Raw genomic sequence first — 10,385 nt, 5'->3', positions numbered from 1 at the left:
CCTCGATCGGCGGCGGCGGCGTGTCGTAGCTCCGGCGCCAGAGCATGAACTGCTCCTCGCCGAACTCCTCCATCGTCGCCTTCTTGTCCTTGCCCTGGAGCGCACCGTAGTGGCGCTCATTGAGCCGCCACGACCGCTTCACGGGGATCCAGTGGCGGTCGGCGGCGTCGAGGGACAGGTGCGCGGTGGTGATGGTACGCCGCAGGAGCGAGGTGTGCACGATGTCCGGGAGCAGGTCGGCGCCGACGAGCAGCTCGCCTCCCCTGACGGCCTCGGCACGACCCTTCTCCGTCAGGTCGACGTCGACCCAGCCGGTGAAGAGGTTCTTGGCGTTCCACTCGCTCTCGCCGTGGCGGAGCAGGACGAGGGTGTGGGTCACGAGGCGTCCATGCCTTCCCAGTAGCCGGTGTCGTCGGCGACGACCGGGACGTTGAGCGAGACCCGTTCGCCGTCGCCGAAGTCGAGCGTGAGCGGGACGACGCTGCCGGGCCCGAAGTCGCCCGTGAGCACGATGCCTGCGGGCGGGTCGGCCAGGTTGACGAGGCCGCCGGCGGGGATCTCGATCGGGTCGAACTCGGCGGCCGTGATCGTGGCGCCCTCGGCACCGGAGACGCCGGTGAAGGTCTGGGGCTCGTCGGTGAGGTTGTTGGAGAGCGAGGCGACGAAGGTGCCCGACCCTTCGGCCGCCGACACCACGACGGCGGAGAGGACGTCGACGTCCCCGTCGCGGTTCGTGGCGCCGCTGGTGACGGCGTAGTCACGGTCCGTGGCGTAGTCGAAGCCGCAGGAGGCCAGCGAAGCGGCGAGAGCGAGAACCGCAGCGGCGGTCGCGAGGGGTCGGAGCTGCATGGCCCACAGCCTAGCGTCGGTTCAGGTCAGTCCGACGGCGCGCCCCGTGATGAGGATGGCGACCGCGACGAGGCCGGTGGACGTCCCCGCGAGGAGCAGCAGCCGGGGGGTCCCCGTGCGCAGCGCCAGCACGAGCGGAAGGGACCGTTCGCCCTCCTCGTGGTCGTGCACGAGGCCGGGCAGGGCGAGCAGCACGTGGATCCCCAGCCCGAGCACCGCCGCCAGAGCCGTGAGGGCCACCGTCGGCGGCGTCTCCGTGCCGACGCCGTTCCAGCCGCCGTAGGCGAGGAAGGCCGGGTAGAGGGCGAAGCTGGCCATCCACGGCACGAACGAGAGCACCCGGGCATGGAGGAACCGGTCGCCGATCGCCGCGACGGCCAGCAGTGCGAGGTAGGCCAGGCCGGCCCGCCGGCCGTGCGAGATCGCGAGGGGTACGACGAGCAGCACGGCGCAGGTCAGCGTGAACCAGACCGTCCCCGGGTCCAGCGCGTCCCCGGCGAGCGGCTTCTCCGGGCGGTGCCACCGGTCGCGCGGCCGGTCGGCGAGGTCGTCGGCCCAGCCCAGGATCGACTGGCCCACCAGCACCGTCCCGGCCACCAGCGCGACCTCGCGCAGGGGGCGTCCGGACACGGCGGCGGCGGCGCCGAGGACGGCGGCCGTCGCGACGGCCTGGCGCGGGTGCGCAGCGCGGACGAGGAGCAGCGCCGGGGTCGTCGACATGGCCGAAGTATGTAGCAGGGGGTGTCCGCGCCGTTCGCCGCCACCACAACGACCCGCGATCTGTCAAGCCCGCATGTGCCCTCTGACCTGCACAAACGCGTCAGGAGGAGATTCGAACCCGTGTTAGAATGGTCACCTAGGAAGGGGAACTAAACATATGACTTTCACCGTCGGCGAAACGGTCGTCTATCCCAATCACGGGGCCGCAGTCATCGAGGACATCGAGATGCGGACGATCAAGGGGGAGGACCGGCAGTACCTCGTCCTCCGGATTGTCGCCCAGCAGGACCTGGTCGTCCGCGTGCCGGCCTGCAACCTCGATCTCGTAGGTGTTCGCGACGTCGTCGACAAGGAAGGCCTCGACCGCGTCTTCGACGTGCTGCGGGCTGCCCACGTCGAGGAGCCGACCAACTGGTCTCGTCGCTACAAGGCCAATCTCGAGAAGCTGCACTCCGGTGACGTGATGAAGGTGTCCGAAGTCGTGCGCGACCTCTGGCGCCGCGAGCGTGACCGTGGCCTCTCGGCCGGCGAGAAGCGGATGCTGGCCAAGGCGCGCCAGATCCTCGTCTCCGAGCTGGCCCTGGCCGAGAAGACCAACGAGGACAAGGCCGAGGCGATCCTCGACGAGGTCCTCGCCTCCTGATCCACCGCACCACGACGACCCCCGGCACACGTCCCGTGCCGGGGGTCGTCGGCGTCTACGGATAGCGTGGCCCGCGATGAGCAGCCCGTACGACGTCGACGACGACGCAGCGCCTGCCCTCGGCACGATCGTGGACGAGGGTCGCGGCTCGCTGCCCTACGAGCTCATCCACGGTGAGTCGCTGGTGGCGTGTGCCGCCTGGGCCCTCGGCGACGCACGCGTCACCGCCGTCGACCTCGGCACCCAGTGGGCGGGCCTGGTCGACAGCGGCGGGCCGTTCGTCGTGCACGACTCCCTGTGCCCGATGACGCCGGCGGCCTTCATCTCCGACTGCGTGGCCCGCTCGGTGGAGTCGGGCGCGGTCGTCGTGGGGGTCGACGGCTCCGGAGCCGTCCTGTCGCCCGTCGTGCTGCCGGGGGCCGTCGTCGCCGAGCTGACCGGGCTGCCCTCGACCGACTTCGCCGAGCTGGTCCGTGCGCTCGACGCCGGGTTCGCCCTCGAGCGCCGGCTCGCCCCTGCGGCAGCGGCCCGCGTGACGTCGTCCGCCGACGTGGCCGCCCTCGAGCTCCTCACGTCCCCCGAGACGTCCCCCGAGACCTCCCCCGAGCCGGCATGACGCGCCTCCCGGACGCCCTGCCCGCGGTGCTTGCCCTCGCCGGACGCGGCCGGCTGCCCTACGTCGCGCTGCACAAGGTCCCCCTCTACCTCCACGCCCTCAAGGCGCTGGCGGCGGCGGGCGGGCACCGCGTCCTGGTCGTGGTCGACGACGCCGACCGCGAGCGCGTCGCGACGGAGCTCCGCCACGCCGGCCTGGTGGCGGACGTCCGCGCCGGCGACGACTGGTGGGAGAGCCTCCGCTCGTGCGACGTCGGCGCCGGGCTCCTCGTCCACGACGCCCTCTGCCCGCTGGCGTCGGTCGACTTCATCCGCAGCGTGCGCCGCGAGGCGGACGCCCGCCCCGACCTGTCGCTGCTGGCCTACCGGCCCGTCACCGACACCGTCAAGACCGTCGTGGACGCGCGCATCCAGGGCACGATCGACCGCGAGGGCCTCGCCGCGCTGGTGTCGCCGGGGGTGGTGGCGCACCGGGTGCTCACCACGGCCCTGGCCGACGACGACCCGCCGCCGATCCACGACTTCGCCCGGCTCGCGCACTGGCTGCGCGCCCGGGGCGAGGTCGAGCTGGTCCGCGCTCCGTCGCTGGCCCGCAGGGTCGACGACGCCTCGTCGGTCAACCTGCTCGAGTGCGTCGACGAGCTGTCGCGGAGCGTACGCCGCGAGCAGCCGGCCGAGCGCGCGGTGGCCGTCGCCACTAACGACGCAGCAGCCCCCGGAACTCCCTGAGGAACTTCCTCGGCTGGCGCAGTACGGCCCGCGGCAGCTGCCGCAGGTAGCCCGCGGGGTCGCGGGCGATCCGCCGCATCATCCGCCGCGGCTTGCTGACGAGCCGCTGCTCGAGGTCGAGGGCGTACGCCGGGATCAGGGCGCGCGACGACAGCTCCACGTGCGTGCCGCACCGGGTGCAGCGCACGGAGTCGAGGAGCCGGCCGGTGTAGTGCAGCTCGTGGTCGGTGAGCTCCTGGCAGACCTCGCAGCGCAACTCGGCCTCCTCGACGCTCATGCGGGGGCCCCGCGGCGTTGTTCGGGGGAGCGCAGCGGAGGAGAGGAGCGTCGTGAGGTGTTCATGGTCGCTCGCCGTGGGGGAGGAGGTCCCGCAAGTGCGACATCGCAGACTCCCGTCGGTGGCGCTGCCGCCCGGAGAGGTCCCAGTCGGCCTTGGCGAGCAGGCGTTCGGCGAGGAACAGGTCCTCGGGGAACGTGATCTTGATGTTGCCCGCATCGCCGTCCACGCACAAGACCGGCACGTCGGTGTAGCGCTCCATGCAGCTGGCGGTGTCCGTGCCGACGAACCCGTCGGCCTCCGCGAGCCGGTAGGCCTCGAGCAGGGGGGCGGCGCGGAACGCCTGCGGGGTCTGCACGGCCACCACGCGCTCGGGCGGGTGCTCGCCGTCGTCGAGGGCGGTGAGGTGGCCCTGGTCGCGGACCGGGATGGCCCCGCCGTGCTCGACCGCCGCCTCGATCACGGAGGCGAACATCGTGGTCACGGCCAGGGGTCGCGCCGCGTCGTGGATCACCACGACGTCGATCTCGCCGGCCTCGATGGCCGGGGCCAGGGCCTGCAGCGCCTGCCACTCCGAGCTGTGCCGGCTGTCCCCGCCGACGACGACGGTGACGTCGGGCGGGCCGACCTCACGGTCGATGGTCGCCATCACGGCGTCCCGGTCCTCCTCGCGGATCACCAGGACGGTCCGCGTGACGGCGGCCAGCTGGCGCGCCGACCGGATCGACCAGGTGAACACGCGGCGCCCGGCGAGCGGGAGCAGGACCTTGTTGGTGTGGTGGCCACTGCGACGCCCCTCTCCGGCGGCGAGCATCACGACCGCGGCGCGGGCGGACGGGGGGAGTGGCACCGCGCGAGCCTAGCGCCCGGCCCACCACTGCCTCCCCGCCCGTCCCGTGCGGTCACCCGGCGATCAGCGACACCAGGCCGGCGAGGTCGGGGACCGCCGCCGGGTCCTGGTCCATCGAGTCCTGGATGCGGCGCATCCGCACGATGAGGGACGACTCGTCGAGCTGGACGTCGTCATAGGTGAGGGTGTGGTCGACCGGGACGTCGTGCTTGAGCGTCGCCCCGGCGAGCACCCCGAGGGGCACCAGTCCGTCGCGAGCGAAGTCCGCGGCGGGGTCGATGAGGCCGCGGACGGTCATGCCGCCGATGCCGTCGATCCGCTCGCCCGCCTTCAGCGCCCGCTTGGCCTGGGCGCCCACCTCTGCCGTCCAGTGGTCGGACTGCAGGCTCGGGCGCTTGTCGAGGACCATCTCGTAGACCGTGAGCGGTGCCTCGATGCTGGCGAGGTGGTAGGGGCGGTAGAGGGCGAAGTAGGGCCCGTCGCCCATCTGGAGGTAGGTCATCTCGTGGTGGACGTAGGGGTCGTCGGTGCGGATGACCACGAAGACGCCGGGCGCCACCGGGCCGGTGCAGTAGTCGACGACGCCCGCCTCCTCGATGATGCCGCCGTCCTTCACCAGCGCGAAGGTCTCGTGCAGGGTCTCGACGGTGGAGGGCGGGCCGTGCATGCCGCGCTTGCTCACGCCCAGCCCGGTCGTGTTGGCCAGCGAGGCCATCTCGATCATGGCCTTCGAGCCGTCGACGAAGCTGGTGAGCATCTTGGGGTTCATCTGCTTCTGCGTCGCCCGCTCCGCGAGCGACTCGGGCGTGGCATAGGGGTCGAGCGGGTTGTTCTTGCCCTTGCCGGCGCAGATGACCTCGAAGTTGAGGTCGCGGGCGTAGTCCACCAGGATCTTGGTCTCCACGGGCTCGTCGCCGCGGCACACGGAGTAGATCGCCTCGGACTGCCCGGCCAGCTGCTTGAGGTAGCGGCCGACGGTGACGTCCGCCTCCACGGTGAGCGTGGCGACGCTGATCCCGGCCGCGAGCGCCTGGACGGCGACCGCGACGGCCACGTCGGGCACGCCCGTGGCCTCCACGACGACGTCGAGGGGGAGCCCGGCGAGCCGGTCGACGCTGGTCAGCGCGATGCTGCCGCCGTCCTCGATCACGCGCACGGCCGCGGCCGTGTCGTCGGCCTCGGTGGGGGTGATGCCGGCCTGGGTCAGCGCCTCCACGGCGCGGTCGTGCTGGACGTCCAGCACGGCGGACAGCGTGATGCCCGGCATCCGGAGCAGCTGGGCGGCGAAGCCGCGGCCCATCTGCCCGGCGCCGACGAGGCCGACCCGCAGCGGGCGCCCCGTCTCGTCCAGCCTCTGCTGGAGCCTGTCTCTGTAGCTCATGTCAGTCCTGTCCGGTGTCTGTTGCGGCGGGGCGCGTGATGCGGAAGGAGTCGCCGGTCGCGAGGAGCGCGATCTCCCCCCGAGGCACGCAGACGTCGCCGGGGAGCTTGGCCTCGGTGAGACCGTCGGCCTTGAGGTCGAGGTGGCCCAGGTTGAGGAGGTTGTCGCGTACGACGTCGCCGACGGCGAGCACCTCGAGGGTGGCCTCGCCGAGGTGGACGGTGTCGCCGGGACGGGGGCCGTCGTCCGCGACCGTGGCCCGGTGCAGCACGGAGATGTCGTGCAGCTCCGCGGGCGCCTCGTCGCCGAAGAAGATGAGGATGCCGTGCTCGAGGAACGCCGTGACCTGGCTGCCGACCGCGGTCACCGTGGACTCGTAGACGGTGGTCGATCCCGCGCTCACGTCTCCGTCACGTCCTCGGGCTTCACGCCGGACACGAAGAGCTGCTCGGTGATGAACTGCGCCAGGGGCCCGGCGGGGCTCGTGGCGTGCACGTCGACGGTGAGGACCTTCTTCATCGGGTAGACGCCCACGCGGGCGGTGCCGCCGCAGTCGATGACGGCGACCGCGATCTTGTCGAAGGGCGCCGACGACTTGAAGCCGTCGATGACCTCGCCGCCGGTGAGGTCGGCGATCCGCTGGGCCACGGGGTGGATCCCTCCGCCGGTGATGGAGGCCACCAGCGGGCGGTCGTCGGTCGGGGTGATGGTCAGAGGACCGCCCCAACCGCCACGACCCTTGCTGACGACGACGGACTTGTACTCGCTCATGACTTCTCCTTGGGGTTCGAGGGCCGGACCGGCCGGCACGGTGAGCGCCGACCGGTCCAGCGTTGACTCAGTTGCTGCTCGTGTACAGGCCGAAGCTCGCGAAGTAGGCGATCACCACGGACAGGGGTCCGGTGATGAGCCGCGAGATGAGGACGGCAGGGACGCCGACCTCGACGGTCTCCGTCTCGGCCTCACCCAGGGCGAGCCCGACGGGGATGAAGTCGCAGCCGACCTGCGGGTCGATCGCGAACAGCGCGGGAAGGGCGTACTGGGGCGGGATGTCGCCCTCGCCGATCCGGGTGCCCAGGAGCACCCCGACGACCTGTGCGATGACGGCGCCGGGGCCGAGCACCGGCGAGAGCACCGGCAGGGCGCAGAACACGCTGATCGCGAGCAGCCCGACGAGGCTCCCGGCGAGGGGCTCGATGAGGTGGGCCAGGGCGTCGCCGAGGCCCGTCTCGGTGATGATGCCGATGAGGACCGCGATGAAGGCCATGAACGGCAGGATGTTGCGGATGACGGTGTCGATGGTGTCGCGGCCGGCCTGGTAGAGGACGCCGACGACGCCGCCCACCTTGGTGCCGATGGTGACGAGCACCTTGTTCAGGCCGTCCATCCCGCTGCCTCCGGAGGGGGTCTTGGTCGTGGTGCTCATGCCGACACCTCCGCCCGGTTGGCGCGGCGCGACAGCATGCGCGTGGTGATGATCTCGGTGAGGACGCCGCGGATCATGATCACGACCAGGCCGACCAGCAGGTAGCGCACGGCCAGGTCGCTGGTGTTGAGGCCCAGCGTCGTGATGCCGGCCGCGATGCCGAGGTAGACGAACAGCTCACCGGGGTTGGCGTGCGGGAAGATCCCGGTGATCGGGTGCACGAAGCTCACCGCGGAGTCGTAGAACGCGGGCTTGTACTTCTCGGGGAGGAAGCGGCCCATCGTGTACGCCATCGGGTTGGTCAGGAAGAAGACCGCCAGCACCGGGAGCACGAGGTAGCGCACCGGGTAGTACTGGAGGCCCGGGCGGGCGGCGTACTCCCCGAGCTTGTCGATGCGTTCCGGGCCGATCATCCGGATCAGCGCGTTGACGAACGTCAGCAGGACGATGAGCGTGGGGATGATGCCCGTCACGAGGCCCACGAAGGTGGCGCCTCCGGCCTCGAAGAGGCCGATGAACCAGTCGGCGGCGTCGGCGAGGGCGCCGAAGACGCCGGTCGGCGGTTCCACCGTGGGGGTGTCGGCGGCCAGGGGGATCCCCGCGGCCAGCATGGAGGTGAATGGCATGATTGCTCCTGTCGAGTCGGCTCTCTGTCGAGCCTGGTCGTGATGCTTGCCCGGCATCGTTCTCACCGGCGGAAGCGGTCCGCTCGATGTCTGGACCCGCTGTCCGGTCCCGGGCTCCACCCCGGGGCCGGCCAGCGGTGTTGCTGCTTACACGGTGGCCCGAACCGTCGTGCGTGCTGCGTCGTACAGCTCGACCGCCTGGCGGGCGGCCACGCGCTGCGACGACGAGAGGTGGGGGATGTCGCGGTCGCCTCGCAGCACGGAGACCTTGACGTCGAACAGTCCGGGAAGGGGGCGGGCCCGGGCGAAGGTGGTGAGGCCGCTCAGGGTGATCGCGTCGCGGACCACCCCTGCCTCGTCGACCGCGATGCCCACGAACGAGCGGCGGCCCTTGTAGCGGTTGCCCCCGACGCCGACACTCACCGCGCCGGACGCCCGCAGCCTGCGTACGTCGTCGTTGAAGGCCATCGACTGGCGGTAGGTGAAGAAGATCTGCACCAGCCACCCGGCCACGAGGGCCGCGATGATGACGAATCCTGGGCTCATGGGTGGGTCCCTTCGGTCGTGCTGGATCCCGCGGCGCTGAGCACGCTGCGGGCGAGGGCCTCGTCGCAGACGAGGGAGTCGATGATGCGGCCGCGGAGCGCACCGAGGACGCCGGGTGCCTTGGCCCGGCCGGAGGCCACGCCGACGACGTTGGGGATCTCGAGCAGCCCCTCGAGGCTGATGCCGAGGACCCGGTCGTCGACCACGCCGCGGATGGGGGTGCCCTGGGCGGTGTAGTAGCGGGCGGCGACGTCGCCGGCGGGCTCGTGGGCCCAGAACTCGTCCTGCTCGGCCTGGGTGAGGTTGAGCGAGTCGAGGATGGCGGCCGACGAGCCGTGCGCGGGGGTGCCGATGCCGATGAACGCGATGTCGGCGCGGTTGGCGTCGTTGAGCGCGGCGCCGATCGACGGCTCGGCCAGGAGGGCGTCTCGCGAGGTGACGCTCTCGAGCGTGGCGGGTGCGTGGAGGAAGCGGTACTCCGCGCCGAGGCGCAGGGCCAGCTCGCGCACGAGCTCCTGGCCGCTGATCTCGTTGCTGATCGAGGACAGGCCGCCGACCAGCTGGACCAGCGTGAGCCGGTGGAACTCGTGCTCGGCCGTGGTGGCGTAGACCATCGCCTGCAACGCGTGGCCCCACGACAGTGCCACCGTCATCGAGTCCTTGAGCTCGTCGAGCAGGAGGCGGGCGGCCTGGGAGCCGACCGCGTCCTCCACCCGCAGGCCCGGCACGTTGCGGGTGTGGGCGACCCGCACCTCGCTGAGGCCGAACGTCGTGCGCAGCTCGTCCTCGAGCTCGTGGACGCGGCCCTCCGGGTCGTTGATCCGGATCTCCACGATCGACTGCCGCAACGCCTCGCTCAGCATCCGCGAGACGTTGCTCCGGCTGGTGCCCAGTGCCTCCGCGACCTCCGCCTGCGAGCGACCCTGCTGGTAGTACAGCCGGGCGGCCGCCAGCAGCATCGAAGGATCGCGCGGGTTGGGCATAATCACCTCTGTGCGTAGAGTCATCACATTTGTTCGCATATCAGAGCATGTGATGTGGGTCACGTCAAGGGTCCTGTCCGACGGTCAGGACGCGCCGAGCCGCGCGACGAACGCCCGGAGCAGGGACGCCGCGTGGGCGCCGTCCCCGACCCGGTGGTCGACGGTGAGGCCCGCGGTCACCGACAGTGCCAGGCCGACGCCACCGGGGACCGCCACCGGCCGGGGGGCGACGGCGCCGAGGGCGAGCACGCTCGCCTGCGGCGGCGTGACGAGGGCCTGGAAGCGGTCCACGCCCAGCCCGCCGAGGTTGGACAGCGAGCCGTTGGCGATGCCGAGGTAGGACGGGTCCAGCCGCCCGGCGTGGGCGGCCGCGACGACCGCCTTGAGCTCGGCGTCGAGCTCGTGCGGGTCGCGCGCGTCGGGCTCGACGAACACCGGGACCATCAACCCACCGGACGTGGCCACGGCGAGCGCCACCGCGGGCGGACCGCTCGGGACCGCCGTGGTCGTCTCCGCGTCCCAGCGGTGCAGCAGCTCGGGCACCTCGCGCAGCGCGGCGGCGTAGGCCTGCAGCAGCACGGTGGTCCACGAGACACCGTCGCGGCCTTGGTCGGCGTGGTCCAGGGCCACGTCGCGCCACACGGTGAACTGCGGCACGGCCGCGCTCTCGGTCATCTTGCGGGCGACCGCCGCGCGGATCTTGGCCGCGCGGTCCTTGGGCGGTGCCGGTGCTCGTACGG

General features: G+C 71.8%; 16 protein-coding genes. 3 read left to right on the top strand and 13 right to left on the bottom strand.

Annotated features, from left to right (window positions below):
• The 3 genes from JWN97_RS03355 to JWN97_RS03345 all read right to left on the bottom strand — a co-directional run.
• Nucleotides 1-379: 2,3-bisphosphoglycerate-dependent phosphoglycerate mutase (locus JWN97_RS03355; RefSeq protein WP_297618232.1), on the bottom strand; the 379-nt coding region annotated here is incomplete at its 3' end.
• Nucleotides 376-849, bottom strand: a complete 474-nt coding sequence (locus JWN97_RS03350; protein WP_297618229.1) for a hypothetical protein — start codon at nt 847-849, stop codon at nt 376-378. The genes JWN97_RS03350 and JWN97_RS03355, both read right to left, overlap by 4 nt.
• 21 nt (nt 850-870) lie before the next feature.
• Nucleotides 871-1,569: a hypothetical protein gene (locus JWN97_RS03345; protein WP_297618226.1), complete on the bottom strand. Its 699-nt coding sequence runs from the start codon at nt 1,567-1,569 to the stop codon at nt 871-873.
• Between the two features lie 157 nt (nt 1,570-1,726).
• On the opposite strand from JWN97_RS03345, the gene JWN97_RS03340 reads away from it, so the two are divergent.
• The 3 genes from JWN97_RS03340 to JWN97_RS03330 all read left to right on the top strand — a co-directional run bounded on the left by JWN97_RS03340 (nt 1,727) and on the right by JWN97_RS03330 (nt 3,556).
• Nucleotides 1,727-2,212, top strand: a complete 486-nt coding sequence (locus JWN97_RS03340) for a CarD family transcriptional regulator (RefSeq protein ID WP_209952620.1) — start codon at nt 1,727-1,729, stop codon at nt 2,210-2,212.
• Between the two features lie 76 nt (nt 2,213-2,288).
• Nucleotides 2,289-2,828, top strand: a complete 540-nt coding sequence (locus tag JWN97_RS03335) for a hypothetical protein (protein WP_297618219.1) — start codon at nt 2,289-2,291, stop codon at nt 2,826-2,828.
• Nucleotides 2,825-3,556, top strand: a complete 732-nt coding sequence (locus tag JWN97_RS03330) for a 2-C-methyl-D-erythritol 4-phosphate cytidylyltransferase (RefSeq protein WP_297618216.1) — start codon at nt 2,825-2,827, stop codon at nt 3,554-3,556. The genes JWN97_RS03335 and JWN97_RS03330 overlap by 4 nt, the downstream gene beginning before the upstream one ends.
• Here JWN97_RS03330 and JWN97_RS03325 read toward each other — a convergent pair.
• The 10 genes from JWN97_RS03325 to JWN97_RS03280 form a co-directional block, all read right to left on the bottom strand.
• Nucleotides 3,525-3,833, bottom strand: a complete 309-nt coding sequence (locus JWN97_RS03325) for a hypothetical protein (protein ID WP_297618213.1) — start codon at nt 3,831-3,833, stop codon at nt 3,525-3,527. The genes JWN97_RS03330 and JWN97_RS03325 overlap by 32 nt on opposite strands.
• Nucleotides 3,834-3,894: 61 nt before the next feature.
• On the bottom strand, nt 3,895-4,683 hold the full coding sequence (locus JWN97_RS03320; RefSeq protein WP_297618210.1) for an IspD/TarI family cytidylyltransferase: 789 nt from the start codon (nt 4,681-4,683) through the stop codon (nt 3,895-3,897).
• Nucleotides 4,684-4,735: 52 nt separating this feature from the next.
• Nucleotides 4,736-6,064, bottom strand: coding sequence for an oxidoreductase (locus JWN97_RS03315; RefSeq protein WP_297618207.1), 1,329 nt, complete (start codon nt 6,062-6,064; stop codon nt 4,736-4,738).
• A gap of 1 nt (nt 6,065) precedes the next feature.
• Nucleotides 6,066-6,467 carry a PTS glucitol/sorbitol transporter subunit IIA gene (locus tag JWN97_RS03310; RefSeq protein WP_297618203.1) on the bottom strand — a complete coding sequence of 134 codons (402 nt, stop codon included), beginning with the start codon at nt 6,465-6,467 and terminating at the stop codon, nt 6,066-6,068.
• Nucleotides 6,464-6,835, bottom strand: coding sequence for a hypothetical protein (locus JWN97_RS03305; RefSeq protein WP_297618200.1), 372 nt, complete (start codon nt 6,833-6,835; stop codon nt 6,464-6,466). The genes JWN97_RS03310 and JWN97_RS03305 overlap by 4 nt, the downstream gene beginning before the upstream one ends.
• Before the next feature lie 67 nt (nt 6,836-6,902).
• Entirely contained in the window at nt 6,903-7,490 is a 588-nt protein-coding gene (locus JWN97_RS03300) for a protein-N(pi)-phosphohistidine--sugar phosphotransferase (protein WP_297618197.1), read from the bottom strand.
• Nucleotides 7,487-8,116, bottom strand: coding sequence for a PTS glucitol/sorbitol transporter subunit IIC (locus JWN97_RS03295; RefSeq protein WP_297618194.1), 630 nt, complete (start codon nt 8,114-8,116; stop codon nt 7,487-7,489). Before JWN97_RS03295 ends, JWN97_RS03300 begins: the two co-directional genes overlap by 4 nt.
• Nucleotides 8,117-8,263: 147 nt before the next feature.
• Nucleotides 8,264-8,662, bottom strand: coding sequence for a transcriptional regulator GutM (locus JWN97_RS03290; protein ID WP_297618183.1), 399 nt, complete (start codon nt 8,660-8,662; stop codon nt 8,264-8,266).
• Nucleotides 8,659-9,645 carry a sugar-binding domain-containing protein gene (locus JWN97_RS03285; RefSeq protein ID WP_297618179.1) on the bottom strand — a complete coding sequence of 329 codons (987 nt, stop codon included), beginning with the start codon at nt 9,643-9,645 and terminating at the stop codon, nt 8,659-8,661. Before JWN97_RS03285 ends, JWN97_RS03290 begins: the two co-directional genes overlap by 4 nt.
• Before the next feature lie 84 nt (nt 9,646-9,729).
• Nucleotides 9,730-10,385 (bottom strand): 2-oxo acid dehydrogenase subunit E2 (locus tag JWN97_RS03280; protein WP_297618176.1); only part of this gene is annotated, 656 nt, incomplete at its 5' end.

Source organism: Nocardioides sp., from assembly GCF_025965415.1.
Taxonomy (GTDB): Bacteria; Actinomycetota; Actinomycetes; order Propionibacteriales; family Nocardioidaceae; genus Nocardioides.
The sequence above is the reverse complement of the archived record's forward strand: the minus strand, read 5'-3'. Positions and strand labels throughout refer to the sequence as shown.